The organism is Halothermothrix orenii H 168, assembly GCF_000020485.1.
In the GTDB taxonomy this organism is placed as follows: domain Bacteria; phylum Bacillota; class Halanaerobiia; order Halanaerobiales; family Halothermotrichaceae; genus Halothermothrix; species Halothermothrix orenii.
Genome location: NC_011899.1, coordinates 1,481,253 through 1,506,875 on the forward strand (window position 1 = coordinate 1,481,253; position 25,623 = coordinate 1,506,875).

At 35.9% G+C, this 25,623-nt stretch carries 30 protein-coding genes, 1 tRNA gene and 1 pseudogene; 5 read left to right on the forward strand and 27 right to left on the reverse strand.

Annotation, left to right across the window (positions count from 1 at the left end; genetic code table 11):
* Positions 1-440 precede the first annotated feature (440 nt).
* On the forward strand, positions 441-968 hold the full coding sequence (locus HORE_RS07240) for a LysM peptidoglycan-binding domain-containing protein (RefSeq protein WP_012636322.1): 528 nt from the start codon (positions 441-443) through the stop codon (positions 966-968).
* A 163-nt stretch (positions 969-1,131) separates the two neighbouring features.
* Positions 1,132-1,206: transfer RNA gene (locus HORE_RS07245), tRNA-Arg, on the forward strand.
* A gap of 139 nt (positions 1,207-1,345) precedes the next feature.
* On the opposite strand, the gene HORE_RS07250 is transcribed toward HORE_RS07245, so the two are convergent.
* The 15 genes and pseudogenes from HORE_RS07250 to HORE_RS07315 form a co-directional block, all read right to left on the reverse strand.
* Positions 1,346-1,939 (reverse strand): hypothetical protein, encoded by a 594-nt coding sequence (locus HORE_RS07250; protein WP_012636323.1) that lies wholly within the window; start codon positions 1,937-1,939, stop codon positions 1,346-1,348.
* Positions 1,940-2,045: 106 nt separating this feature from the next.
* Positions 2,046-2,255 (reverse strand): helix-turn-helix domain-containing protein, encoded by a 210-nt coding sequence (locus HORE_RS07255; protein ID WP_012636324.1) that lies wholly within the window; start codon positions 2,253-2,255, stop codon positions 2,046-2,048.
* 2 nt (positions 2,256-2,257) lie between these two features.
* Positions 2,258-2,398, reverse strand: coding sequence for a hypothetical protein (locus tag HORE_RS12960; protein ID WP_167935772.1), 141 nt, complete (start codon positions 2,396-2,398; stop codon positions 2,258-2,260).
* 282 nt (positions 2,399-2,680) lie between these two features.
* Positions 2,681-3,283, reverse strand: coding sequence for a carbonic anhydrase (locus HORE_RS07260; RefSeq protein ID WP_012636325.1), 603 nt, complete (start codon positions 3,281-3,283; stop codon positions 2,681-2,683).
* 53 nt (positions 3,284-3,336) lie between these two features.
* Positions 3,337-3,971: pseudogene (trhA, locus tag HORE_RS13355) on the reverse strand (PAQR family membrane homeostasis protein TrhA).
* Between the two features lie 399 nt (positions 3,972-4,370).
* Entirely contained in the window at positions 4,371-5,123 is a 753-nt protein-coding gene (locus HORE_RS07270; RefSeq protein ID WP_041605962.1) for an amidohydrolase family protein, read from the reverse strand.
* Positions 5,083-5,427 carry a hypothetical protein gene (locus HORE_RS07275; RefSeq protein WP_012636327.1) on the reverse strand — a complete coding sequence of 115 codons (345 nt, stop codon included), beginning with the start codon at positions 5,425-5,427 and terminating at the stop codon, positions 5,083-5,085. Before HORE_RS07275 ends, HORE_RS07270 begins: the two co-directional genes overlap by 41 nt.
* A 94-nt stretch (positions 5,428-5,521) precedes the next feature.
* On the reverse strand, positions 5,522-6,592 hold the full coding sequence (locus HORE_RS07280) for a DUF5700 domain-containing putative Zn-dependent protease (RefSeq protein ID WP_012636328.1): 1,071 nt from the start codon (positions 6,590-6,592) through the stop codon (positions 5,522-5,524).
* Positions 6,593-6,630: 38 nt separating this feature from the next.
* Complete coding sequence (locus HORE_RS07285) at positions 6,631-7,071, reverse strand: NUDIX domain-containing protein (protein ID WP_012636329.1); 441 nt, start codon at positions 7,069-7,071, stop codon at positions 6,631-6,633.
* Positions 7,072-7,086: 15 nt separating this feature from the next.
* The gene (locus tag HORE_RS07290) at positions 7,087-7,788 is read right to left on the reverse strand and encodes a carbon-nitrogen hydrolase family protein (protein WP_012636330.1); all 702 of its coding nucleotides are present in this window, start codon (positions 7,786-7,788) and stop codon (positions 7,087-7,089) included.
* A gap of 35 nt (positions 7,789-7,823) precedes the next feature.
* Complete coding sequence (locus tag HORE_RS07295; RefSeq protein ID WP_041606520.1) at positions 7,824-8,321, reverse strand: AAA family ATPase; 498 nt, start codon at positions 8,319-8,321, stop codon at positions 7,824-7,826.
* Positions 8,322-8,355: 34 nt separating this feature from the next.
* Complete coding sequence (locus HORE_RS07300) at positions 8,356-9,120, reverse strand: sugar phosphate isomerase/epimerase family protein (RefSeq protein ID WP_012636332.1); 765 nt, start codon at positions 9,118-9,120, stop codon at positions 8,356-8,358.
* A 123-nt stretch (positions 9,121-9,243) separates the two neighbouring features.
* Positions 9,244-9,672: a hypothetical protein gene (locus HORE_RS07305; protein ID WP_012636333.1), complete on the reverse strand. Its 429-nt coding sequence runs from the start codon at positions 9,670-9,672 to the stop codon at positions 9,244-9,246.
* 15 nt (positions 9,673-9,687) lie between these two features.
* Complete coding sequence (locus HORE_RS07310) at positions 9,688-10,050, reverse strand: VOC family protein (protein WP_012636334.1); 363 nt, start codon at positions 10,048-10,050, stop codon at positions 9,688-9,690.
* A gap of 172 nt (positions 10,051-10,222) precedes the next feature.
* Entirely contained in the window at positions 10,223-11,017 is a 795-nt protein-coding gene (locus HORE_RS07315; RefSeq protein WP_143710046.1) for an alpha/beta fold hydrolase, read from the reverse strand.
* A gap of 362 nt (positions 11,018-11,379) precedes the next feature.
* Here HORE_RS07315 and HORE_RS07320 point away from each other — a divergent pair, with 362 nt between their 5' ends.
* The 3 genes from HORE_RS07320 (at position 11,380) to HORE_RS07330 (ending at position 13,713) form a co-directional block, all read left to right on the forward strand.
* On the forward strand, positions 11,380-12,600 hold the full coding sequence (locus tag HORE_RS07320; RefSeq protein WP_012636336.1) for an MBL fold metallo-hydrolase: 1,221 nt from the start codon (positions 11,380-11,382) through the stop codon (positions 12,598-12,600).
* 19 nt (positions 12,601-12,619) lie between these two features.
* Positions 12,620-12,832, forward strand: a complete 213-nt coding sequence (locus tag HORE_RS07325) for a DUF3006 domain-containing protein (protein WP_012636337.1) — start codon at positions 12,620-12,622, stop codon at positions 12,830-12,832.
* Between the two features lie 92 nt (positions 12,833-12,924).
* Positions 12,925-13,713, forward strand: a complete 789-nt coding sequence (locus HORE_RS07330; protein WP_143710047.1) for a hypothetical protein — start codon at positions 12,925-12,927, stop codon at positions 13,711-13,713.
* A 53-nt stretch (positions 13,714-13,766) separates the two neighbouring features.
* On the opposite strand, the gene abc-f is transcribed toward HORE_RS07330, so the two are convergent.
* The 12 genes from abc-f to minE form a co-directional block, all read right to left on the reverse strand.
* Positions 13,767-15,689 carry a ribosomal protection-like ABC-F family protein gene (abc-f, locus tag HORE_RS07335; RefSeq protein WP_012636339.1) on the reverse strand — a complete coding sequence of 641 codons (1,923 nt, stop codon included), beginning with the start codon at positions 15,687-15,689 and terminating at the stop codon, positions 13,767-13,769.
* A gap of 17 nt (positions 15,690-15,706) precedes the next feature.
* On the reverse strand, positions 15,707-16,579 hold the full coding sequence (locus HORE_RS07340; protein ID WP_012636340.1) for a DegV family protein: 873 nt from the start codon (positions 16,577-16,579) through the stop codon (positions 15,707-15,709).
* Positions 16,580-16,731: 152 nt separating this feature from the next.
* On the reverse strand, positions 16,732-17,022 hold the full coding sequence (gene yhbY / locus HORE_RS07345; protein WP_012636341.1) for a ribosome assembly RNA-binding protein YhbY: 291 nt from the start codon (positions 17,020-17,022) through the stop codon (positions 16,732-16,734).
* 12 nt (positions 17,023-17,034) lie between these two features.
* Entirely contained in the window at positions 17,035-18,315 is a 1,281-nt protein-coding gene (gene obgE / locus HORE_RS07350; RefSeq protein WP_012636342.1) for a GTPase ObgE, read from the reverse strand.
* Between the two features lie 116 nt (positions 18,316-18,431).
* Positions 18,432-18,710, reverse strand: coding sequence for a 50S ribosomal protein L27 (gene rpmA / locus HORE_RS07355; protein WP_012636343.1), 279 nt, complete (start codon positions 18,708-18,710; stop codon positions 18,432-18,434).
* A 34-nt stretch (positions 18,711-18,744) separates the two neighbouring features.
* Entirely contained in the window at positions 18,745-19,056 is a 312-nt protein-coding gene (gene rplU / locus HORE_RS07360; protein WP_041605965.1) for a 50S ribosomal protein L21, read from the reverse strand.
* A gap of 188 nt (positions 19,057-19,244) precedes the next feature.
* On the reverse strand, positions 19,245-20,714 hold the full coding sequence (locus HORE_RS07365; RefSeq protein ID WP_012636345.1) for an Rne/Rng family ribonuclease: 1,470 nt from the start codon (positions 20,712-20,714) through the stop codon (positions 19,245-19,247).
* On the reverse strand, positions 20,715-21,413 hold the full coding sequence (locus HORE_RS07370; RefSeq protein ID WP_012636346.1) for a TIGR03936 family radical SAM-associated protein: 699 nt from the start codon (positions 21,411-21,413) through the stop codon (positions 20,715-20,717). It abuts the gene before it with no gap.
* Positions 21,397-23,292, reverse strand: a complete 1,896-nt coding sequence (locus HORE_RS07375; RefSeq protein WP_041605967.1) for a TIGR03960 family B12-binding radical SAM protein — start codon at positions 23,290-23,292, stop codon at positions 21,397-21,399. The genes HORE_RS07370 and HORE_RS07375 overlap by 17 nt, the downstream gene beginning before the upstream one ends.
* Before the next feature lie 7 nt (positions 23,293-23,299).
* Positions 23,300-24,160: a M50 family metallopeptidase gene (locus tag HORE_RS07380; RefSeq protein ID WP_041605969.1), complete on the reverse strand. Its 861-nt coding sequence runs from the start codon at positions 24,158-24,160 to the stop codon at positions 23,300-23,302.
* A 53-nt stretch (positions 24,161-24,213) separates the two neighbouring features.
* A complete protein-coding gene (gene rodA / locus HORE_RS07385; protein WP_012636349.1) occupies positions 24,214-25,353 on the reverse strand; it encodes a rod shape-determining protein RodA in 1,140 nt (379 codons plus the stop codon).
* A 14-nt stretch (positions 25,354-25,367) separates the two neighbouring features.
* Positions 25,368-25,607 (reverse strand): cell division topological specificity factor MinE, encoded by a 240-nt coding sequence (minE, locus tag HORE_RS07390; protein WP_012636350.1) that lies wholly within the window; start codon positions 25,605-25,607, stop codon positions 25,368-25,370.
* Positions 25,608-25,623 lie beyond the last annotated feature (16 nt).

Consider the following 25,623-nt stretch of genomic DNA (forward strand, 5'->3'; position numbering starts at 1 on the left):
AAACTTAAATGGGTAACTACAATGATGACAATGCTTTTGTAATCTTCCTAATATTAATATTATTACTCTTGAGCGGATACGGTTACGGTGGTTACAGTCAGCAATAAAGATTTAAGCTTTTAAAACTTTTGAAAAGGGGGATTAATATGAGTGGATATTATGATGAAGCTTTCATTATCTTCTTGATTCTTATCCTACTCCTATTGGGAACCTTTGGCTACGGACACTATAATAAATAATTTTTAAAAAAAAATAAAAAGGAGGATTAAAATGGGTGGCTATGACGACAATGTATTTGTAGTTTTTCTGATTCTAATATTGTTGTTACTTGGTAGCTTCGGTTATGGCTATCATAAAAAATAATTATTAATTATTAATCTAAAGCCGGGACTTATCCCGGTTTTAGATTTTGATATTATAAACGGGAAAGGAGGTCTTATATGCCTACAGCACTTCAACTGGCCAACAGGATATTAAGACAGGAAAGAAATCTACAACCCCTTTATGCTCAGTTAGAAAATAATTTATTTGATCCAAGATATTTAAGGGCTGTTCAAACTTTACGCTCCCTGCAGGCCAGGCAGATAAACATTTTAACAACCCTGGTGGATGAACTGGAAGAAGAACAACCTCCAGCTCCAAGAGATAAATATTATGCCCAGCACATACTACAAATGGGAGAAAACCTTATGATTCTGGCCAGGGAATATAATACTACTGTATCTGAAATCAGGCGGGTAAATCCCGGATTACCAGCACAACCCCAGCCTGGTCAAATAATTAACCTACCGATTGAAATACCAGAACCACCTGAAGATAGCTTCCGGTATATAGTAAGACGGGGCGATACCTTATCCGCTATTGCCAGGAGGTTTAATACAGATGTAGATACCCTGGTTCGACTTAATAATATTGGAGACCCAGATGTAATCTTTCCCGGTCGGATTCTTATAATCCCCAGGAGTTAAAAAATTCTACCGTAAATATTTAATATTTCTATCGTTTTATAACCCTATCAAATGATAGGGTTTTTTATTTAAATATAAATCAACTAAATAATACTCTTATTATTGACATCAATAAATAATTTTGTTACAATATAAAAGCAAATTAAATAACATGACACTATGTGCCCCTGTAGCTCAGTGGATAGAGCACTGGTCTCCGGAACCAGGTGCGCAGGTTCGATTCCTGCCAGGGGTACCATTTTTATATTCTTGATATGACAGTACTTAAGCCCTCTCATTGCGAGAGGGCTTTTTGGTGTTCCCGGTCAATCCCCGATAAATCCCCGATATTTTATTCTGTTTGCGCGCGCCGAAAAAATAAAACAAAAAAGCCCCAACTAAGGGGCTTTACTTACATTTTTTTTAGCTGTTACCTTGAATTTAAATATATATTCTTTTACTTCTCCTTTATATTCTACAGGTAATGTTATTCCAATCTCTTCCTGATGGTATTGGGTAGCATTATACTGATTTACTATACCAGCATTTACCCAACTGTTCGAAATATTGCTCCAACTAATTCTATCAGTAGGTACTATCGTATCTTCTAAAATAGTCCCAGCCGGAATTGAAGTAGGAGCCATGCTTTCATTCCTATTTGCATATTTTACGCCTTGATGCATTATTTTTGTAACAGAATTATCAATATCAATAAAACTCATATCGTCCCATAATATTTTAATTGTACTGTCGGATAAGTTTGTTACTCTTATTTTAATACCCTTTAAATCTGGAGGTAATAATGGAGTAGTTGATATAACCAAAGGCGTAAATTTTATAGCAAGTGTATTATCTCTATACGTTAATGGTTCTCCATCTGGTTCAGGATCTATCATTTGAATATTGTATACATAATTACTGCCACTTTCACAGCCAACCAGCCCTAACAACAAAACAGCAAGCATAAAAATAATAATTACCTTCTTCCTCATGCCAATTCCCCCTTACAATATGTATTTTTCTATATATTTCTTTATTTTGTTGTTAAATTCCTTTTTTTCTCCATAAAAAAGACCACTCAATGCGAGTGGTCTCAAGTTATTCTTTATCTCTTTCTTTTTTATATCTTTCTATTTCACGTTTAGAAAAAAGTCTTACATTGTGTTGTTCATAGAAGGGTTTAAGCCTCTCCTCCTTTACTAAATAACTGATCCCTGCCCTGGATATTCCAAGGTAGTCAGCAGCTTGTTTTGTACTCATGACATTATCCTTAAGGAATTTTTCATATTCTTCTTTACTTTCAAACATACTTATTCCTCCCTCAGGACATCAACAACAAACGATATTGCGGTAGCAACACCTGTAATTATAGCAGGTGTCCAGCTTCTTTGAAATACAAATACCAGAGCCAGCAATACAAATATAATTGTGTTTGCGCTAATTCTCTTCATATGGTATAATAGGATTGGATAGAGAGGGGAGGTTTCCCTCCCCTTTGTGTGGTGCGTCACTCATCTTCTGAGTGGCGCTTTTTCAATGTGGCGACTAATGTTATTACCGCCGTGGCAAGTGCGATAATTGATGTCGCCAAGTCTATCCAATCCACTTTTTTCACCCCCTTTCCTCATGTTCTATATATATTATACCATATTACTTTACTGCTGTCAAGTAATATTTAAAATTTCTTGCTGTTTTTTTTTAAAAAATAACCAGGTTTAAACCTGGTTATAATTCTAACATTTTGATTTATTATAATTATATACAATTCCGTTACCTATATCATAATACCATCCGTAGATTTTAAGGCCTGCATTCTGATATTTATTCTTAATATAAGGGTATGTCAGTAAATTTTTCATTTGTAAAATAATATTTTCCTGTTCAACTAACTGATAATCTCTCTCGTAATTAAAATCATACTTCAATTTTAGAACCTTCTCCTTTAAAGGTTCAACTAATTGAACCCACTTTTGGGTATAAGGGGTATCATTTATTTTTTCATCCATGAATAATGCTTTACAACCCCCACAATTAGAATGGCCACATATTACGATATTTTTGACCTGTAATACATTTACAGCATATTCTATGCCAGATGTAGTAGACACAAAATCAAAGGCCTGGCTATATGGTGGGACTATATTGGCAACATTACGGATAATAAAAAGTTCTCCGGGTAAAGTGTCAGTTATTAAACCGGGAACCACTCTGGAATCAGAGCAGGTTATAAATAGTGTATGGGGACTTTGTTTGTTACTTAAATTTTTATACAGTGTTTTGTAATTCTTATATTCATGTTTACTAAATTTTTTTACACCTTTAAACAGTTTATCCATAATTAGTACCACCTCTTTAAATTTACACTGAAAAAAATTTAGAACTTTAAATTTCAAACAACTGCTGTAAGTACTAATAAATAGTGAAAAAAGGCCCCGATCAGAATAAAGATATGAAATATTTCATGAAATCCAAAAAACTTATTGAACTGTGGTTTTTTCAAGATATAAAAGACAGCCCCGATAGTATAACATATTCCACCTGCCAGGAGAAAAAATAGTGCAGTCCCGGACATGGATTCAATAAATTTTTTAATGGGAACAATACCAATCCATCCCATTAAAAGATATATAATTGTATAAAGAAAACGTGGTGCATTTAAGTAAAAGAATTTAAAAAAGAGTCCCCGAAAACAAGAGCCCACTGAATAATAATAATACTCCATTTCCAGTATCCGGAAAGGTAAATAAAAGTCACCGGGGTATATGTTCCTGCGATCATTATAAATATAGCAATATGGTCTAATTTCCTCCAGATTGATGTCTCCCCATCATACTTTTTATTAGCATGGTAAAGTGAACTTGCCAGAAATAACACCATAGTGGATATTCCATAAATGGTAGAAACGATTTTCAAAGATGGACCTTCTGTTATGTAAATTAAATAAATTGTTCCCAGCACTGCCAAGATAAACCCAACAAAGTGGGAATAAAAAGATATTTTCTCTTCTTTTTTAATCCTGATCACCTTCTTATTAAAAAAATTTTCTCCATTTATAATGCCTTCAATACTTTTATTACTTCTCCAGATAAATGAACCAGGATACTCTGGTTTTGTTTTTTTTAACTACCAAATACCTCCTTTCTCCCGATGCTTGTCTAATATATTTATTCAGGTGTAATATAGGATTAGCTGCTTTCAAATTATTTTGTAATAAATAATTCCACGCCAATCCAATAATATCACAATACTATTAGTCAATCAATCCTCACCCTAATATATATTTTAAATCCTCAAACGAATGAATCATATAAGTAGGTTTGATATCGTGTTTCCATTCTCCCCCATCCCTATTTATCCAACATGTCTTGATTCCAACCCGACTGGCCCCCGATTATATCTGAAGATGCCCCCTTAGTTGTTCCTTTATATTTTTAATAACTTCTTAGCATTATTGTAAAATATATTTTTTCTTTCAGTTTCATCCTTAGTAGCCCGCAATACTGATACAATAGAAAAGGAATGGTTAAATGCTGGATAATCTGTACCATACAAAATACGTTCACTACCAATTTCATCAAGTAGTAGCCTAATTTTTGCTGGTGGCTGGGTACTAATTTCAACATAGGTATTAGGATATAACTTCATTAATTTTACCAGCTCTTTAGTCTGATACATACCAGCATGGGCAAAAATAAAGGGCACATTGGGTATTTCCTTTAAAACTTTATAAAACTTATTAATATTTTGGGTTTCCAGGTTTTTTCTTATTTTACCTGGTAATTTTTTTATTCGGTTCTCAGGAAATGCCAATCCACTACAAGATATAATTGGCAATTTGGTTTGGGCAAGTAATTTTAATAACTGAATCGTTTTTGCATCATCAATATCAATGTCTATCACATGAGGGGCAATCTTCCATCCCTTCACACCAAAGTTTAAATTCCTTTCAATTTTCAATGAAAGTTCTCTGTCATAAGGGTGAATATTACCAAAGGTGATTAATTCATCATACTTTGGAATTACTTCCGCTATATCTTCACTACTATCACATTCAGGGGTATTAAGTTGCAATACCACTGATTTAGAAATATTATTAAGTTTCATATCACGTATTATTCTTTCAGGTGTTGACCTTCTAACAGCAGAAAAAAAAACCACCAAAACCTGAAATCTCATATATTAACTTAATTCCACCTATACTAAACATTTTTTCTGGATAAGTTGTAAAAAATTCTTTATTAAAATCAAAATGTTTTAATGAAATTGGATAACATGACAAATCAAAAAATGAAGAATCCAGGTCAATACTTTTTCTTCTATACATCTTTGGTACAAAGCTCTTTGCTCCTTCAAAAAGATGACAGTGAAAATCGATAATATTATAATTCTTAACTAAGTCATCCCTTACTTTAAAATCGCCAAAACTTGTTAATTCCAACTCAGGAATATCCCGTAATATATCTTTTTTTTCTGTATACATGAGCCTCTTAATTCCCCTTTTTAACTAATCTTATATAAAATTTATTCTTGAAAAAATATCCCTTGCTTTTTGAATAAATTAAAACTGGCCCTGTTTAATTTGAGCCAGCAAAAGCTTCACCGATTATTCCCATTGTTGACTCCTGGAAACTAAATAAGCTATCATTATTTTCAGCGGCTTTCTGGTAGAGCATAAAGAAATGAGAAGGATTTTCTAAAGCCCTTACAAGCACTTTCTTTCCAAACCTATCTTCAATCGCCTGAACCATGGTTGTTCCCACTGTATAGATATCTATCATTTTGGAAAAATATTCTCTATAAACTGTACGCCAGTGTTCTTCAGGATTTTCATTTTTCCTTTGAATTACCTTTTCCATACGGGCAAATAGATTGTAAATTTCTTCATCTGATCTTTTCATCATGTAAACATTATTTTTGGTATCTTCATCTGCAGTAGCCTCAACAGCATAACCCTCTAACATAATATATCCCAGAAAATAAGCCAGGTCAGAAGAATCGATCAACTTATGTGCATATTTTTTAAACAATAATTCTTTTGTTAAAATATGATGAAACTCGTGAGGAAATAATTCATTATCAAAATCTACCCCTTTTTCTTCTAAAAGCCTCTTTACCTGATAAATGGAAAAGACCATATCCGGCACAGGTGTATAGCCATCACTATATTCATCTACAACAAAGTATATGGTTCCTTTAAAGGGCTTTTTCTCAGGAAAATAAGAATAGGTCCGGTTAAGAACTTTTTCTGTCGGTTTCCAGCCTTTGAATCTTTCCAGAAACTTTCGATACTCAGCTCTGTGTTTGAATATATCTAGATAATAAAGGTCATAGCCTTCAAGGTCTTCTGTCTGTTCATGGATAATAATCCAGCTAACCCTGAAGATACGATTCATAATCTTATTTTTATGGGGATTATACCCATGATAATCACATAATCTATGATAGCCCGCCGTATTATAAATCTTCTCCAGATGTTTAATGATATCATCTTTTGTCTTAACTTCTTTTTTGGCTATTCCATCCATCAGATCCAGGACAGCTTCAGCCTCAGCAGTATTAACATAAACCCTCTCAGCCTGGACCAACTGGTTAGTAAAGGCAAGCAAAAAACATAAAATCACCATAATTATAAATCTTTTCTGCATGTTAATTTCTCTCCCCTTCCCAGGTCAGATTTAATGACTCAATAACCATAAAAAATCTCTATCCTGTTTTTTGCTTCTTTTTCGTTTCGCAATTCCATTAATAACTGTCTGGTAAATCCACCCAGATCATAATTATCGATTTCGTCCAGCCCCACCCATTTATATTCCTGGGCTTCTTCATTTAATGTTACTTCATATTGATCTGTTCTACATTTGAAGTCAATAAATATAAAATGTTTTTCCTTATGAAAAGTTTCACTGTATATACTTTCTTTTAAACTTAATAATTCTATATCATATATTTCCAGACCTGTTTCTTCGCGTATTTCTCGTATTAATGCTTCTTCCATTGTCTCACCCAGTTCAATATGACCACCAGGAATTACATATTTATTATGCCATTTGTCCGATTTACATAGTAATATTTTATTGTCAGGATTATAAATTACTGCTCCAACAGTCGGTTCTGGATATCTCATTATTTTAACTCCTCTCTATCTTCTTGCATATTTTCTAATAAAAGGTTTTTCAACCTTGAAAGAGGTCAACATATCATATGTGCCTGGTTTTCTAAAGGCATTTCCCCAACTCTCTCTTTCTCTATAATTCCTGAGTTCATCCATATTAAATTCTGCTATATATATTCCTTCCTTTTTTACAGCTTTAATCACAACCATATCTCTTGTTTTACCTTCTTTAGAATAGGCCATTCCATCAAAAGCAACTGATTTCCCTCCATGCCCTGGGTAGTTTGCAAGAGCTATCCCCAACATATTCTCATAAGCCCTGGTCTTTAACTGATCAGTTCTAATTTCATTCATATCACATGCATTAGGAACCAGGATTATTTCTGCTCCTTTTAACATTAATATTCTTGCACTTTCTGGAAACTCACGATCATAACAAATCATTGCTCCTATTTTTACCATTCCTTTTTTGGTGTCAAGTTCACCTACATAAAAATCTTCACCTGGAGTACAGGCTGCTTCCAATGAAAAATCACATGTATGAACTTTTGCATAGGTAAAAATGATTTCACCTTTCCTGTCAATCAACGAAAAGGAATTCCTTGGAGAACCATCAAATTCTTTCCACATTTCTGGAAATAAAGCTATATCAGCTTCTTTTTCTCTTGCCTTTCGGCAAGCCCTTTCTCCTTTTTTCCATGTTTTTTTTCTGGTTATTTCCACAGGCATCAATCTGCAGCAAAGCAACTTTTAATGACTTCATCTTAATGCCCTCCCTCTAGAATCTTTATAATTTCATTTACTGATTCTTCTACAGTATTATTTGTTGTATCAATTTTTATTGTGTCCATTTTCTCATAAAGTTTAAGCCTTGCTAAACTCACTTTGATAGTCTCCTCGTCACGGCCATCTTCTAACATTCTTCTTTTTAATTCTCTTTCAGAACAAATTAAAGAGATTTTATAAAGTTCATATTGGTGTTTTTGAAGTTTATCTAGAATCAAATTAAATATATCTTCATGATGAATAACCCAATTAAATATGATATATTTTAAAGAGGAATTCGCTAAAAAATTATTTAAAAGATATGTAATATTGTCTTCTACCATTCTTTTATTTTCTTCTGTAGCACAAAAGGGGTTCATCATCCAGCACCAATCACCATCAAGCCAGACACTATAGTTAAGACTTTTGTATAACCTCTGACAAATTGTTGTTTTTCCAACCCCCATCGTACCGTTGATAATAATTAATTTTTTCATTTCTAACATCCTCTTATCTAATATCCTGAATATTTTATGACCCAAGTAATTTCTCCAGTTCAATTTTATCAGCTATAACACTACTCTTATCAAAGTATTTTAGTATAAGATTATATTTTTCTCCTTTTAATTGCTGCAATAACTCTTCGAACTTAATTTCTTTTTCCTGAAGTTTGCCCTGCCTAAAACTAAGATGCAAATCCCCTTCACCATCATTACTATGGAGATAAATTGTCTTGATATACCTTTTAATCTTATCAAACCAGCTTACCAATGATTCCTGCCCCCACAAAATAGCATGGCCAATGTCAAAGGCAAGACCAAAATTCCCCTTATCAACATAATCTACTATTTCTATTAAATAATCAGGATTAAATTCAAAAGTATTACATAACGATATTCTTATATCTTTATATTTATTTAATACTTCTTCCCAGAACTTTTTTGAGGCTTCGATCCATCCCTTTTCGTAAAAATCCACTTTTATAAAAGGTAAGAAAGTTGATAAAAAAATAACTTCCTCTGCACCTATTTCCTGGGCAAAATTAATTGACTCAATAACTTTCTGCATAGTTATATCTTTAATCTTTGGCTCACTGGTTCCAGGATTCAAATCAATATATGCACCGTCAACTATGTATCTGTATTTAGTCATTTTATTAATTGATTTAATATCCTTTTCTGTAGCTTTTTCCAGATAACCTGGATATAGAGGATTTTCAATATTTATTACTTTAAACTTTGCAAAATCTTTATTATTGTTCAACTCCTCTAGACTACATCCGATACCTATCTCCATTACTTTGACACCTCTTAGAATCTTTTTTCCCAGATGTTAATTTTATATTTATTAACAAACCCTATGGCCGTATAAAAGTCCTGGTCTGAACCTTTTTAAAACTTAATGTGATTCCATCACCAATTATTTTTTATAAAATTTAAGGTGTTCACTGTTTACACTTATATTGATCTTGCCATTTTTCGCATTTTTTCCAATTAGATATAGCTTATAATTATTATTTGGATTCAACCCTTTGATAGTAAGAGTTCCATTAGACTTTGTGTCGGGGGTAAAAATCTTTTTATATATCTCACTTCCATCAGTTGTTGTTATTATTAATTCCAGACTTCCTTTTTGTAATTTATAACCTGAATATTTAATTTTTATCTTTTTACTTTCAGTTACCTTTAACTCGTATGTTTTTTGTTTATTTAACTTGTCAAATTTAATATTTATCCTACCGTTAGAGTTAGAGCTTGAATAACCACATCCCCCTAACATAATAATCAACATTAGAATGACAATTACACTGATTGTTTTTTTATTTTTGCTACTTATTCTATTCATCATTATTCATTAATCCTCCTACAGTAATAACTTTGAAAAAACTTCAATATGATTACCCTCTGTATCTTCAAATTCAAAAACAAGATTATCTAAAATCTGTTTCAATGGAAAAACAATTTTAAATCCCCGCTTTTCTAATTTTTCTTTTAAAACTCTAGCATCCTCTACTTCAAAGCTAAGTAAGCAGTTATCACCATAAATTACATCCTCATCTTCATTTTTATGGTCAAATAAAAAAAGACGAAACCCATCAATATTGAACAAATATAAGCTGTCAGCTTGCTTAATGCCCTTTCTATTTAAAAACCATTCATAGAATTCTCTGGCTCTTTCCATATTCTCAACACATATATAAGCTGATTCTAATTTTGGTTTCATCATAAATATTTCACCCTAATTTTTATTTTAAATTATATCAACAAGGGATTCATCAAATGTCTTCTCAGAAATTTTATAAGGTTAACTTTTAATACTAAACATTTAGTTAATATAATTTTTTATATTATACTTTATATAAAATTAACTTTCAACTGAATTTAACCTTTACTTTTAATTATTCCCTTTCCTCTGGAATTAAAGTGTTTTCTTTCAAAAAATTCAAGGCTACTTTCCTAAAGAAATTTTTTTTACTTAACATCAAAGGATGCACCCCATCTGGTGATAATAGTATTATAGAGTGCTTAATTTTCTTAGCAACATTACACAACCTTTTTTCAATATTATCAATAAATTCATCTTTTAAACTTCCAGTGATAAGAACAGGACAACCAATCTTGTCTAAATCACTATGAAAATTATTTCTATATGTTTTAGCATAATTAATTAACATATTAGTATCGGCATCAATGACCTTTTCCCAGTCTTCTCCATGCATATAACTCCAGAACCCACTTCCTCCATTATTTTTGGCCTTTTCCCTTTCTTTTTTTATAGTATTAGCTTCCTGTAAAGAGAGCTTTTCACCTACAAAACTATCAGCAATTACTCTATAAGTATTCTCCGGATAATTTATTGCAAAATTCAGGGCGACTATTGCCCCTCCACTTGTCCCCAGTATATTTACCCTGTTTATCCCTTCTTTTTTACATAAACCCCTTAACATTTTAGCATTTTCCTTCCAGTAATCTACAGGGAATTCCTTAACCCTCTCAGATTTACCATGTCCTATCATGTCAACAACTATTACTTTGAAGTAGTTAGAATAATAATTTGCTTCATCCTTTAACATTAAAGAGGATGCTGTACTCCCGTGAATCATTAATAAAGGCTCACCTTTACCGTATATTTCATAATACATTTGATAAGCACCTTTAATATAATAACCCATTACTACTACCACACCTTTCATAAATATGCTTTTATATAAAACAGTATTTTTTAACAATATTTAGTTATGTATTCAAATTTAAACCCTTTTTCTTTTTTTAATTCCCTTTCAACCAGTATTTATGTTGTAACCCAAAGGTAATAAGAAATCTGGTAGATTGAAGTTCATGTACCATACCCAGCACTGAAGCTATCTTCATAGATTCCACTCCTCTATATACGATAATTTTATAGATACATTGAATTTATATAAAAATATAAAAAAATCCTTCATTTTAATATGTATTATTTAAAAAAAGGCTTATCCCCTTTTTTCTCGAATTATATGTTTACAACCTGACTAAATACACCAAAAAACTTTGTCATAACAGGAGGTATAACATTATGGGAAAGAATAAATTAACCTTAAAAACAGTTATATATTTAATGTTATTCATTTTTATAGCCTATAGTATGTATCTATATTTAACCCCGGAAACACCGGAAAAAAACCAGCTCGAAATCCACTTTATCAGTGTAGGCCAGGGTGATGCTGTCCTGATTAAATTACCTGACACCAAAAACATGCTGATTGATGCTGGAAGCAATAAATACAGCAACAAAGTTATCAACTACATCAGACATCAGGGAATAAATCAACTTGATTATGTAATTGCTACCCACCCCCACGAAGACCATATAGGCGGTCTGGACAGGGTTATATCTACTTTTAGAATCGGTAAGATATTTATGCCTGATGTTATTCACCCCACCAGGTCTTTTGAGGATGTTTTAACTATAATTAAGAAAAAGAAATTGAGAATTACACCGGCAAAAAAAGATCTTGTTATCATTAACAACAATAAAAAGGATTTAAAAGCAGTGATTATATCACCTGAAGACAAAAAATATGATAAGATTAATAATTATTCAGTCGTTTTAAAGTTAACTTATCATAAAACCTCATTCTTATTTACCGGTGACATCGAAAAAGAGATTGAGTCAAAACTGGTTAATTCTAAATACAACCTCAGATCCAATTTAATAAAAATTCCCCATCATGGGAGTGCAACATCGTCTTCTACTCCATTTCTTAAAGAAGTATCACCCGGTTATGCTGTTATATCTGTTGGGAGGGATAATGATTATAACCACCCTTCACCCATAACCCTGGAAAAATTAAAAGAAATGAAAGTAAAAATCTTTAGAACCGATAAACAGGGCACAATAATAGTAATGAGTGATGGCTCCAGGTTGTCCTTTAATTTGCAACCATTAGAGATTTCTTACCAAAAGAAAAATAACAACAAGAATAAAGCAGTTAAAATTATTAGCCTGGACCTTAAAAATGAAGTAGTGGTTATTAAAAATACCGGAAATGAGACAATAAACCTGGCAGGCTGGAAACTGGTTAGTCTTAAGGGTAATCAACAATTCAATTTCCCTGACAACACAGTCTTAAAACCGGGACAATCCTTTAAAATACTGAGCGGCCCCTCTGCCCTGAATAAGCCTGATAATATCATCTGGACCAGATCTAACATATGGAATAACAGTGGTGATGGGGCCCTCTTGACTGATTCTAACGGAGAGATAATTGACAGGTTATTAAGGGAGGAAGACTAAATAATAAGGAGGGAAAATAATGATAATCATCGATCGTTTTGAGGGGGAAAAAGTCATTCTGGAATATAGCAATAATCAGGGAAAAATTATAACCTTTGCGGTTCCTGCTAATGTCCTTCCCCGTAAAGCTAAAGAAGGAGATATTTTAAATATTATAATAGACAACGAACTAACGAAACAACGCAAGAAAAGACTGGAGAAAATAAAAGATAACCTCTTTGAAAATAACTAATAATTTGGTTAAAACTAACAACATATTTTAATAAAATTGGTGAATAATAACTAATGCAGTATACTGCAAAACTATATAAAGGGGTGGATGCATTGATTCAGATTCAGCAATTACAGGATAGCCTGCGCCAGTTTAGACAGAGCTTTAATTCTCTATATAACCAGGTAAACCAGCAGCTCAATAACTCTGAAAGACTGGTACAGCAACTAAACAGTCAGATAACACAACAGGGAATGCAACAGGTCGGTAGTCAGTATAGAGCTAATCAGTTCGGTGGAGGACAGTACACAACCGGACAAACAGGCTCTCAATATACAGGACAGTTTGCCCAGACCGGCCAAAGCGGCTCCCAGTTCAGGACCCAGTCATACCCACAAAATACTGGCGCTGGCGGAACCACTCAAGCTAGCGGTCAATATGGCAACCAATCTTACCAGCAAAGTGTTTACAGAGGAGGAACAACCCCGGGTAGTAGCCAGTATGCCCAGAACAAAAACTACTACCAGTCCTCCATGGCCCGTGGTGGTGGCGTCAACCAGTACGGGGCTCAATATTCATCAGGTAACAGAGATACCGATGTTGGACAATCTTACTACCAGATGAACCAGGGGGGCCAGAGTGGTGGTGGAGGTATGATGAGTCAGTATAATCCTACCACTACCGGGCAATACGGCAATCAGTCATACCAGCAGAGTGTATACAGGGGAGGTACCACTCCCGGCAAAAGCCAGTATGCCCAGAGCAACAATTACTACCAGTCCTCAATGAGCCGTGGTGGAGGCGTTAACCAGTACGGGGCTCAATATTCATCAGGTAACAGAGATACCGATGTTGGACAATCTTACTACCAGATGAACCAGGGAACCAGGTCGCAATACTAATCTATTAGCAGCCCTCCCTTTCGGGATAGGTTATATATAACCTATCCCTTTTTTTATATCATTTTTTCCCATCTGGAATATAACTCATTTAACTCCTGTTCAATATTCATGTATTCTTCCTTAAGGCTGGCTAACAATTCAAAATCATCCAGGTTTTCAGGTCTAACCATTTCCTGTTCAATTGTTTCCTTTCTTACCTCCAGGGCCTCAATATCCTCTTCAAGCCTTTTTAACTGTTTCTTTCGTTTGCGTTCCTTCTTCTTTTGTTCCTTCCGCAGCTCATAATCAGATTTTGTCTTTTCTTCTTTCCCGCTTTTCCCCTGAGAACTTATATCTCCATTCAGCTGCTTTTTCTTCTTTAAATAGTAATCATAATTTCCATGGTATTTGGTTAAAGAGCCATCTTCCAGTTCATATGTTAAGTTGGTTACTTTATTTAATAAATAGCGATCATGAGAAACTATCAACATGGTCCCCGGGTATTGCTTCAGAGCTTCTTCCAGCACTTCCCGCGAAGTCAGGTCCAGGTGGTTGGTAGGTTCATCAAGTACCAGAAAATTATAATCCCCATACATCAGTTGTAATAACCTTAAACGACTCTTTTCTCCTCCACTTAAATCCTTTACCTTTTTAAAGACATCATCCCCGGTAAATAGAAATGATGCCAGTTTATTTCTGGCCTCACCCTCACTGACCACTAATTCCCGTTGTAGGGCAGTAACCAGGTCATCCTCAGGATCAAAACCTTCAAAGGTCTGACTATAATAACCTATTCTCACATTACTCCCCAGTTTAATTCTCCCTGAATCAGGTTTAAGGTCACCTGTAATAATCTTTAACAAGGTTGTTTTTCCAGTACCATTTTTACCGATGACAGCTACTTTCTCTCCCCAGTAGATACCCAGTTTTAAATCCTCAAACAAAACGTTGGTTCCAAAGGATTTACTCAAACTCTCCACCCTCAAAACTTCATTACCACTTCTTTTTTCTACCGAAAAATCAAGTTTTATTTTTTGGTCATCAAGGGTTGGCTTATCAATCTTTTCCATCCGTTCCAGGGCTTTTTCCATACTTTTGGCCTTTTTAAAAAATTTTTGATTATCACCCTGACTTCCCCACTGTCTTAATCTTTTTATGGCCTCCTCCATTTTTTTAATCTCTTTTTGCTGGTTTTCATACTTTTTTAATTGCTGTTCATACCTCTTTTTCCGTTCTTTAAGATAATACGAATAGTTCCCGTAATAAACCTCATCCCGGCCATCTCTGAGTTCTACAATACGGTCGACAACATGATCAAGAAAATATCTATCATGAGAAATTACAATAACCGTTCCCCTATAATCCTGGAGAAAGTTCTCAAGCCAGTCAATAGAGGAAAGGTCTAAATGGTTGGTAGGCTCATCGAGGAGTAATAAATCAGGCTCAGAAAGTAGTAATTTAACCAGCCCCAGCCTGGTTTTTTCTCCACCACTCAGCTTACCAACTTTTTTATCAAGCTCTTCATGGGTAAAACCAAGGCCAACAGCCACCTGTTTTATTTTGCTATTATACCCATATCCACCGCGCATTTCAAAATTGTTTCTGAGCTTGCTGTATTTTTTCATCAAAAATTTAACATCTTCATCATCTTCTGCTCTTTTCCCCTGCTCGGCTATTTTAATTTCTAAATTATTTATTTCCCTTTCCATCATAATTAAATCAGAAAATACTTTCTTAAGTTCCTGATACAGAGTGTTCTCGGGATTAAAATCTGGCATCTGATTTAAATACCCAATACTCAACCCCTTCTTTAAAACCAGGTCACCTGATGAAACTGGTTCAAGACCACAAATAATCTTAAAGAGAGTTGTTTTTCCAGAACCATTGACCCCGATCAGGCCTACCTTTTCACCCTGGTTTATATCCAGAGAAAAACCCTTTAATACTTCCTCTATACCATAGGACTTATTTATATTCCGTATACTGACAACAGACATTGCAATCACCGCTTTAGTTATCTTACTTCAGGGCTGGCAACTCTATCCTTGCTCTGGAAAAAGACTGATACTGTATTTTTCCCAACATGGGAACCTATAGCGGCTCCTATTTCGGAAATATAAAATTCCTCAACCCCGTATTTTTCCTTAATCATATCTTTTAGTTTATTGGCTAGCCCTGGATTAGCAGAATGATTTAGTCCTATAAACTGACTACCCAGGTCCTTTCCCCTCTCCTCCATTTTTTCAAGGAGGTATTCAAACATTCGCTTCTTACCCCGGGCCTTTCCCAGGGGGAGGATTTCTCCATCCCTGAAGTGTAAAATAGGCTTAATTTTCAAAATATTACCAATAAATGCAGTGGTAGATTTAATCCGACCACCCCTTTTCAACATCTCCAGGGAACCTACTGCAAAAATATGCTCCTGATGGGCACAGTAATCCAGGGTACTTTCAATTACCTCGTTTAAATCCCGGCCTTCTTCAAGAAGGCGGGCTGCATAGATTACAGATAATCCAAAACCAACAGAGGCACACCTGGTATCAATAACATGAATATCATCAGATCCAATATTTTTCTTAGCCAGGGCAGCTGACTCAAAAATACCACTTAACTTTGATGAAAAATTTAAAGATAATACTTTATAACCCTCTTCCAGGGCTTTTTTAAACTCTGATTCAAATACTGTAGGACCTATCTGAGAGGTTTTAGGAACCCCTGAATAATTCTCCAGCTTATTATAAAACTCTCCCGGGGTTAAATTATCCCGGTCATAGTACCGCTCTTCCCCAAAGTAAACCGGGGTAGAGAGCATCTTAATATCATACCTGGATATAACATCAGGCGAGAGATCAGAACAGCTATCTGTAAATATCTTTACCTTTTCCATCTACTCCACCCTTCCTTTATTTGACTGTGATTGACATACTTCACCTCAATCTGACAACCCGTCACTTTTTTCTTGTAACCTAATAATAATATTCATGAAAGATAATTAAATTCCTTCCCCGTTATAAAACTACAGTACTATATATTAAATCCTTATGGGAGAATATAAATTGGTTCTTCTTCATTTCTCCTGAATAAAACAAACACATTACCGATAACCTGAACTACATCACAATTTAATTGACTGGATATTTCATCGGCAAAGGACCTGGGCTCACCCAGGGAATTTTTTAAAACCCGGCACTTAATCAACTCATGGTCATCCAGGGCGGCATCAACCTGATTCAACAAAGAAGGGGTAATCCCATCTTTCCCAATATGAATAACCGGGTTAAGGTTATTGGCTTCACTCCTGAGATAACTCCTCTGTTTTCCTGTTAACATAAAAAACACCTCCTATTCCATATATTCGAATTCCATCGGCCCGATTTTTACAGTATCACCATTTTTTACTCCTTTATCACGCAACAATTCATTCAAATCATGATGTTGAAGAACCCTGAGCAATCTCTTAACTGCTGCATCATTATTAAAATCGGTTTTAATAACATATTTTTCTACCAGTCTCCCTGAAACTTCATAAATACCATTCTTCTTTTCAACTACAATATTCTCTTCTTCATCAGCAAAATCAGGTTTTATGACTATCCTGTCTTCTTTTGCTATTTTCCTTTCAACTGGAAGTTCTTTAAGTAAATCACCGGTATAATAGATTAACTCTTTTACTCCTTCTTTAGTGGCTGCAGATATAGGAAAAACCTTATAACCTTTTTCCTCCAGGACCGGTTGAACCCGTTCCACATTTTCCCGGGCACCTGGAAGATCTATTTTATTTAAAGCAACAATCTGTGGTCTTGATGATAACTTCTCATTAAATTTTTCTAATTCCCTGTTAATTGTTTTAAAATCTTCAAGGGGATCTCGACCTTCAATCCCGGATATATCAATAATATGAATCAACAACCTGGTTCTCTCAATGTGTCGCAAAAATTCATCACCAAGGCCAACCCCCTGGTGGGCTCCTTCTATCAGGCCCGGGATGTCTGCCATAACAAAAGATTTATATTCACTCAAGGCCACAACTCCCAGATTGGGTTTCAGGGTTGTAAAATGGTAGTTGGCAATCTTTGGCCTGGCTTCAGAAACCACTGAAATAAGGGTAGATTTCCCGACATTTGGAAAACCAATAAGTCCCACATCGGCCACCAGCTTAAGTTCCAGTCTGATAGACCTTTCTTCCCCGGGTTCCCCTTTTTCAGCAAAGCGGGGGGCTTTTCTGGTTGATTTTTTAAATCTGGCATTCCCACGGCCCCCTTTTCCACCATGGGCCACTATGTACTCTTCTCCATCTTCAGTCAAGTCAGCCAGTAGCTCATCGGTATCCGCATCATATACTACAGTTCCCGGTGGGACCTTGAGAACGAGGTCTTCCCCACTCCTGCCGTGTTTATTCTTCCCCGAACCATGATAACCCCGTTCAGCTTCATAATGCCTCTGGTACCTAAAATCAGCCAGGGTATTTAAACCTTCATCTACCCGTAATATAACATTGCCTCCGTCACCACCATCACCACCATCCGGGCCTCCCATTGGTTCGAATTTTTCCCGGCGGAAACTTACAACCCCGTTACCACCCTGACCACCTTTAACTTTAATTTCTACTTCATCGACAAACATTTTATCACCCTCTTAACACTACCTAATATAACCAATACTAATTATTATTAACCATTCAGGGTTAAAGTCAAAAATTAAAAAACCCCCAGTCACAAGTACTGAGGGGGTTTATAACATTAATTTGCAACACTCTCGAACTGTTCCTCTGTGTAAACACTGACCGCTTTTTTATTCTTACCCTTTCTTTCAAACTTAACATAGCCATCAATTTTGGAAAAGAGGGTATCATCACCACCGCGGCCAACATTCAGGCCAGGCATAAATTTGGTTCCTCTCTGACGAACCAGAATACTGCCTGCCTTAACAAACTGTCCGTCAAACCTTTTGACCCCAAGTCGTTTTGATTCACTATCACGTCCGTTCCGGGAGCTACCAACACCTTTTTTCTTGGACACAACTTCCACCCCCTTTTAAAAATGGTTATATAAATTAAGCCTCGATTTTTTCAATTAAAACCCTGGAATAGGGCTGACGGTGACCGGTTTTACGGCGGTAACGGTTTTTAGCTTTGTACTTAAAGACAATAATCTTTTTATTTTTGCCGTTTTCAATAACCTTACCGGTAACCCTGACACCTTCAACATAAGGTTGGCCAAATTTTACACCTTCATCATCAGCATAAGCCAGTACCTTATCAAACTCAACCTGTTCACCTTCTGCAACAGGTAATTTTTCCACCTTGATAATCTTTCCTTCTTCAACACGGTACTGTTTACCACCGGTTTTTATAATGGCATACATTCCAATCCACCTCCTTACCCTGGACTCGCCGGAATCAGGTAAGCTCAACAGCTTTTTAAAACCCGTTCCGAGCGGCTTAGGTAACACAACGTCACCATACAGTTAACATTAAAACTCCAGCAATTTATTTTAGCATAAATCTAACCTCAAGTCAAGGCAATTAACAGGATACCTGGAAAAACTAAGAGCTAACCTGTTATATTAATCCTGTATTTTTCAATATGAAGACTATTAACCGGTTTTAATTCAAGGCTGACACCTGTTTTTTTAAATATTTTTTGTAATACCTCACCATTATCCCCTTTCAGGCTAGAAACTACCAGGGGATGACACTCTACTACTGCCCTGGAAAATTCTTCACTGGCTTTTTTCAACTGGATATTTCTGATTATTGATTCAGCCACACTGTTAGCCGATAAAATTAATCCCTTCCCCCGACAGTAAGAACACTCTTTTTGCATAAGTTCCCCCAGTCCTTCTCGAACTTTCTGCCGGGTCATCTCCAGTAACCCAAGTTTAGTTAACCCCTGAATTGAAGTTACAGACCTGTCTTTTGCCAGTTCCTTCTCAAAGGTTTCCAGAACCTCCTGCTGGTGCCGTCTTTCTTTCATATCAATAAAATCAATGATTATTATCCCACCTATATCTCTAAGCCTCAGCTGCCGGGCAATTTCCCGGGCTGCTTCAAGATTGGTTTTTAAAATGGTCCTGGCAGCATTCTTTTTTCCGGTATATTTACCGGTATTGACATCAATAGCCACCAGGGCCTCAGTTTGTTCAATCACTATAAAGCCACCAGAATCTAGCCAGATTTTCTTCCTGATGGCCCTTTCAAGTTCTTTCTCTATTCCATAAACATGGAATATCGGCATCTTCTTATTATAAAGATTTATCCTGTTTTTTAAATCAGGGGCAAGTTTTTCACTCAACTCCAGAAGAACACGGTAATCAGATTCATCATCTATTAAAACCTTATCCACATCTTTATTTAAATAATCCCGGACAATTGTCTTTAACAGGCTGGCATGCTCATATATAAGGTCCGGGGCCTTACTGTTATTATAATTCTCTTTTATCTGGGTCCAGGTCCGTTTCAGGTAAGAATAATCCAGTTCAAGCAAATCAGCCTTTTTGTATCGTGAGTTGGTTCTGATTATTAATCCCATATCTGGATCCTTGAGTTTCCCAACTATTTTCTTCAATCTATCTCTTTCATCAAAGTCTTTAATCTTTCGTGAAATTGCAGTCCTGTATTCACCAGGTAATAATACCAGATATCTTCCGGGTAAGGATATCTTGCAGGTTACTTTTGCCCCTTTTTCGTAGATAGGTTCTTTTACAACCTGGACCATAAGTTCCTGACCTGGTTGTAAAACATGCTGTATCCCGAGCTTGCCTTCTTTTTTTAATTTTAACTGCTTTTCGTCGAGCAGGGGATAAATATCACTAACATGTAAAAAGGCATTTTTATCATATCCAATATCGACAAACGCAGCCTGCATTCCCGGTAAGACATCTATAACCCGGGCCCTGTAAACATTACCAACAATTTTTTTATAACTATCCAGCTCAATAACTATGTCCTCCAGAACATTATCCATTAATATAGCAGCCCTTTTTTCCTTTATTCCTGAATTTATTATTATTTGATTTACCATCTATGAATCTGCCTCCACTACATGGTCATCTATTAATTCATATAGATTCCCATTTTTGGTAACGTAAAGCCCTATCCTGGTTATCTTAGTTAATGGTACTTCATTAACATTATTATAATTTTCCACCAGAGCCCTGATTAATTCCTCAATTCTCAAATTCCCCCTGCTCCCGGTACTGACAGTAAATAACCAGATATTGTCTTCCTCAATCTCGATACCCTTGATTAAGGGTCTGATGTTTATTTCCTTATCTTTTTTCTTTCTCCTCTTCCGTATAATCCTGATTTCCTGCCTGGACAGGAAGTCTTTAATGATAGACCTGCCATCAATCTTCCCGTCAAAATCCATCTCCACCCTGTACATCGCTGTATCAACCTGGGCCATCAATGACTTTAGCCTGTCGGGAATCTTTCGGGCCCGAAGAATCTCTAAACCATGTGGTAAACATTTATTAGCCCGTTTTATAAATAACCCGGGTTCAATTTCCTGTTCCAGTTCAACATCAAAATATTCACCAAGTCCCGTTAATCCCACGGAAAGGGCCATTCCCATAGAAAGCCTGGGGTGGGGGTTATATCCCCTGGAATAGGCGAGGGGTAATTTAGCCCGCCTGAAAGCCCGCTGTAAAGTATTCATTAATTCCAGATGAGATATATATTTCAACGAACCAAATTTTTTAAACTTAGCCCTGATTTTCACTGTTATCAGCCCCTACTAACTCCAGTTTAGCATCAAGGTTAAAGCAGACAGCACATCCCGGACAGTAACCATTCCTGCAATCTTCAGTAGTTTCCCCACGGAGGGCTGCTTCATATTCTTTTATTAAAAACTTTTTAGAAACCCCCATATCTATATGATCCCAGGGAAGTATTTCATTAATATCCCTTTTCTTTAAATATGTATCAATATCAACCCCACTCTTTTCAAAGGCCCTTAACCATTTATCCATATTAAAATGTTCATTCCAGCCGTCAAAACGACAGCCCATCGCCCAGGCCTGTTCCAGAGTAGAGGCCAGTCTTCTATCACCCCGGGAAAAAATGCCTTCCAGAATACTCAAATCAGGGTCATTCCAGCTGAAAGATAGTCCCCTCCCCCTTAAATTTTTCTTAAGATAGTTCTGTTTTTCAATAATAGTATCCTTATCATCCATTGCCACCCACTGAAATGGAGTGAAAGGTTTGGGAATAAAGGTCGAAACACTGACCTGAACCTTTATTGGTTTCATCTTTTTCTTGTTAGATCGCCTTATCTCCTTACCTAGTTCGAGAACTTTCTTTGCCAGTTTAACAATTCCGGCAATATCCTCCTCTGTCTCAGTAGGTAGTCCAATCATAAAGTAAAGCTTTAGGGTTGACCACCCTTCTTTAAAGGCAGACGTAACAGCTTCATACAGGTCTTCCTCTTTAACCCCCTTATTAATTACATCCCGTAACCGCTGGGTACCGGCCTCCGGGGCAAAGGTCAGACCTGATTTCCTGACTCTCTGAACCTCTTTGGCCAGGTTTACCGAAAACCTGTCAACCCGCAACGAAGGCAGGGATATACTAATTCTCCTGTCCTCATATCTTGTTGCCAGGGTCTTTATTAAATCCTCTATGCCACTGTAATCAATGGTACTTAAAGAAACCAGCGACAGTTCTTCATATCCGGTGCTGGTTAAAATCTTATCAGCTAGCCTGACAATGGTATCTTTTTTCCTTTCCCGGACCGGGCGGTAAGAGATACCGGCAGCACAAAAGCGACAGCCACGCGTACAGCCCCGGGCAATTTCTACGACAGCCCGGTCATGGACAATACTTTTATAGGGGACAATAAAATCCACTGGATGAAATGATTTATCAAGATCATTTACTACCTGTTTCTTTATCCGTTCCTTTACCCCTGGTTTTACCGTATCTATAGAAACCACCTGACCTTCATTTCCATACTCCAGTTCATATAATGAAGGTACATAAACCCCCGGTATCTCAGATAATTTTAATAAAATATCCTCCCTGTTTAAACCTCTTTGTTTATACTGATCATATCTTCTCACCAGTTCAACAATACCTGTTTCTGCTTCCCCGATGAAAAACAAATCAAAAAAGGGGGCCAGGGGTTCCGGGTTAAAAACAGTCGAACCTCCCCCTATTACCAGGGGGTACTCCTCTCCCCTATCTTTACTATGTAAGGGTAAACCGGCCAGATCTATCATGGTCAAAATATTGGTGTAACTCATTTCATACTGAAGAGTAAAACCAAGAATATCAAAGTCTTTTATTTCATGTTTACTCTCCAGGGAAAAAAGAGGAATATCATTTTTGCGCAACTCTTCTTCCATATCAACCCAGGGTGCATAGGTCCGCTCACAGATTATGTCATCCTGTTTATTTAAAAGGTGATATATTATTTTCAAACCAAGATGGGACATCCCGATTTCATAAACATCGGGAAAAGCCACCGCCACTTTAATTTTATCGGGGGTCCATTCTTTTTTAACAGCATTCCATTCATCCCCAATGTACCTTGTTGGACTGTTAACCCGGTATAATATTTTCTCTAGCTGGTCTTTTACAATCACCACAACCACCCCCATATATTTCTCATTTTCTTATTATATCATTTAATTTAATGTTATGCTTTTTTAACCGGAAAAAAGAATCTATCAACTGTGATTCTGTAATAATTCCCGATAATCTCATTTTACTATCGAGTACAATAAAAATATTATATTTTACAGGGTTTAAATGATATATCACCTCTTCAACTTGCATTTCCCCTCTTACAACTTTATTAACAACAGGGCTAATTGTCAGGTTTATATTTTCCTGCCGGCGTCGGGTTAAATACCTTACAAGCCGATAAACTATCTGATTTTCTTCTTTAAGGGAAGCTCCATACACAAAAAAAGATATTAATAACACCCACAGGTTTGATTTATTTAATAAGACACAAACACCCCCCATGACAGCACCCGAAATTGCTAATATTTTTGCCAGCTTAACTGCTATTAGTGTTCCCCGTTTAAAACCAGAATTATAAACCATCAGAGCCCTGAATACCCGTCCCCCATCCAGTGGTAAAGCTGGAATTAAGTTAAAAAAACTTAAGACCAGGTTATATTTCACAATTAACAAATAAAGATTATGTGGTGTTAACATGTATATTAAATAAAATATACCGGCCATTGCCAGGTTATAAAGGGGACCTGCTCCCGCAACCTTTATTTCATCACCTGGATTCATCTCCAGCAAACCTGAATACTCGGCCATACCCCCGAAGGGGAATAACTCGATTTTTCCCGGCCGGTAACCCAGCCGGTAGGCCACAAGTAAATGAATAAACTCGTGGGTTATTACTAAAACTATCGAAATAATTGCTTCTGTGAACAGTCCAGCCAGAGCAAAAACTACCACTACCAATAAAAAAAGGGGGTTAATCCTAAAAGATACCCCAGGTCTCAATTATTTTCCCCCTCCCTTTATAAGTATATATTTCAGGGAGGGGTTATTTATACTTAAAATAATATTTTACTTTTTCTGAGATTTACATTTATAACCAGCCCAATGGCAACAAGCGAAGAAACCATAAAACTACCACCATAACTGATAAAGGGCAAGGGCAACCCTGTGATTGGCATTAACCCCATTGCCATGCCAATATTTTCTATAATATGGAAGAAAAACATACAGCCTATTCCGGTTACAACCAGCCTCCCATAGTTATCTTTTGCCTCTATGGCGACATTGAATATCTGCCACAACAGGAAAATATATAATGATACCAGAATCAATATCCCAATAAAACCAAATTCTTCACCGATCACCGAAATGATAAAATCAGTATGTTTTTCCGGTAAAAACTTTAGCTGGTTCTGGGTTCCGGCAAATAGGCCCTTGCCAAACAACTTTCCTGAACCAATGGCAATTTTAGACTGATTAAGGTTATACCCAATATTATAGGGATCAAGGTCAGGATTAACAAAAGCAACTAACCGGTTTAACTGATATTCTTTAAGGAATATAAGCGGGACATTAAATTTAAAATGGGCAATTATATATAACACAATGGACAGAAAACCTCCACCAAAAAACAAAACCATGTAAAAGAGATTTCCCCCGGCTACAAAAAGCATACCAATAAAGATAAAAAGAAAAACTAAAGAAGTTCCCAGATCATTCTGGAGAATAATTAAAACAAAAGGTATTAACACATATAAAAAAGGTTTAGCCATTCCCGTTAAATACTCGAGGTTTTTCTGCTCTTCATCCAGGACTGTGGCCAGAACCAGAATAACCATTATCTTGGAAAGCTCTGACGGCTGAAAATTAACCGGCCCCAGGCTAATCCACATTTTACCTCCTGCAATGGTCTCCCCGGCTATAAGCAGGACAACCAGGATTCCAACCGAAGTTAAATATATAATATCCATGTAATCCTTAAACATTCTGTAATCATAAAATTGAATCACCAGCACAGCTATTACCCCGAGTATAACGGCAATAATCTGTTTCTGCAAAAACCTCATCCCGTAAGAATGGGGTTTATTAATTTCAACAGCACTGCTAATAGCAACCAACCCTATAACAATTAATAGAAAAACAGTTAACGGGATAGATATATTTAAATTTTTCAATAACTTTTTATTCCAGTGCATAATATATTCCTCTTCTAAACGGTTTTTTCCAGGGGAAAATTGGCCACTAGAGCCATCATATCTTTATTACGGTTTATCTTCATTTTAACATTGTTTGAATCTACCTTGATATATTTTGTTATTACCCCCATCAGTTCTTTTTTCATTGATTCTAACTCCTGGGGGGAGAGATCAATCCGATCCTGTATTAATATAAACTGAAGCCGCTCTTTTGCGATATCCTTACTGGGGCCTTCACCTTCTTTTAACCCCATTTTTTTCAGCAGGTCG

Excerpts from the sequence above, each read along its gene's own strand:
- HORE_RS07255 (WP_012636324.1), bottom strand. The coding sequence starts at position 2,255 with ATGTTTGAAAGTAAAGAAGAATATGAAAAATTCCTTAAGGATAATGTC.
- rplU (WP_041605965.1), bottom strand. The coding sequence starts at position 19,056 with ATGTATGCCATTATAAAAACCGGTGGTAAACAGTACCGTGTTGAAGAA.
- HORE_RS07340 (WP_012636340.1), bottom strand. The coding sequence starts at position 16,579 with ATGGAAAAGGTAAAGATATTTACAGATAGCTGTTCTGATCTCTCGCCT.
- abc-f (WP_012636339.1), bottom strand. The coding sequence starts at position 15,689 with ATGTCTGTTGTCAGTATACGGAATATAAATAAGTCCTATGGTATAGAG.
- HORE_RS07300 (WP_012636332.1), bottom strand. The coding sequence starts at position 9,120 with ATGGAGATAGGTATCGGATGTAGTCTAGAGGAGTTGAACAATAATAAA.
- HORE_RS07310 (WP_012636334.1), bottom strand. The coding sequence starts at position 10,050 with ATGATGAAACCAAAATTAGAATCAGCTTATATATGTGTTGAGAATATG.
- minE (WP_012636350.1), bottom strand. The coding sequence starts at position 25,607 with ATGGGGTTAAAAGAAGGTGAAGGCCCCAGTAAGGATATCGCAAAAGAG.
- HORE_RS07305 (WP_012636333.1), bottom strand. The coding sequence starts at position 9,672 with ATGATGAATAGAATAAGTAGCAAAAATAAAAAAACAATCAGTGTAATT.
- HORE_RS07270 (WP_041605962.1), bottom strand. The coding sequence starts at position 5,123 with ATGAGATTTCAGGTTTTGGTGGTTTTTTTTTCTGCTGTTAGAAGGTCA.
- HORE_RS12960 (WP_167935772.1), bottom strand. The coding sequence starts at position 2,398 with ATGAAGAGAATTAGCGCAAACACAATTATATTTGTATTGCTGGCTCTG.
- obgE (WP_012636342.1), bottom strand. The coding sequence starts at position 18,315 with ATGTTTGTCGATGAAGTAGAAATTAAAGTTAAAGGTGGTCAGGGTGGT.
- yhbY (WP_012636341.1), bottom strand. The coding sequence starts at position 17,022 with ATGTTAACAGGAAAACAGAGGAGTTATCTCAGGAGTGAAGCCAATAAC.
- HORE_RS07295 (WP_041606520.1), bottom strand. The coding sequence starts at position 8,321 with ATGAAAAAATTAATTATTATCAACGGTACGATGGGGGTTGGAAAAACA.
- HORE_RS07275 (WP_012636327.1), bottom strand. The coding sequence starts at position 5,427 with ATGTATACAGAAAAAAAAGATATATTACGGGATATTCCTGAGTTGGAA.
- rodA (WP_012636349.1), bottom strand. The coding sequence starts at position 25,353 with ATGCACTGGAATAAAAAGTTATTGAAAAATTTAAATATATCTATCCCG.
- HORE_RS07250 (WP_012636323.1), bottom strand. The coding sequence starts at position 1,939 with ATGAGGAAGAAGGTAATTATTATTTTTATGCTTGCTGTTTTGTTGTTA.
- HORE_RS07325 (WP_012636337.1), top strand. The coding sequence starts at position 12,620 with ATGATAATCATCGATCGTTTTGAGGGGGAAAAAGTCATTCTGGAATAT.
- HORE_RS07375 (WP_041605967.1), bottom strand. The coding sequence starts at position 23,292 with ATGGGGGTGGTTGTGGTGATTGTAAAAGACCAGCTAGAGAAAATATTA.
- HORE_RS07240 (WP_012636322.1), top strand. The coding sequence starts at position 441 with ATGCCTACAGCACTTCAACTGGCCAACAGGATATTAAGACAGGAAAGA.
- HORE_RS07365 (WP_012636345.1), bottom strand. The coding sequence starts at position 20,714 with ATGGTAAATCAAATAATAATAAATTCAGGAATAAAGGAAAAAAGGGCT.
- HORE_RS07315 (WP_143710046.1), bottom strand. The coding sequence starts at position 11,017 with ATGAAAGGTGTGGTAGTAGTAATGGGTTATTATATTAAAGGTGCTTAT.
- HORE_RS07285 (WP_012636329.1), bottom strand. The coding sequence starts at position 7,071 with ATGAGATATCCAGAACCGACTGTTGGAGCAGTAATTTATAATCCTGAC.
- HORE_RS07280 (WP_012636328.1), bottom strand. The coding sequence starts at position 6,592 with ATGCAGAAAAGATTTATAATTATGGTGATTTTATGTTTTTTGCTTGCC.
- HORE_RS07260 (WP_012636325.1), bottom strand. The coding sequence starts at position 3,283 with ATGGATAAACTGTTTAAAGGTGTAAAAAAATTTAGTAAACATGAATAT.
- HORE_RS07290 (WP_012636330.1), bottom strand. The coding sequence starts at position 7,788 with ATGCCTGTGGAAATAACCAGAAAAAAAACATGGAAAAAAGGAGAAAGG.
- HORE_RS07320 (WP_012636336.1), top strand. The coding sequence starts at position 11,380 with ATGGGAAAGAATAAATTAACCTTAAAAACAGTTATATATTTAATGTTA.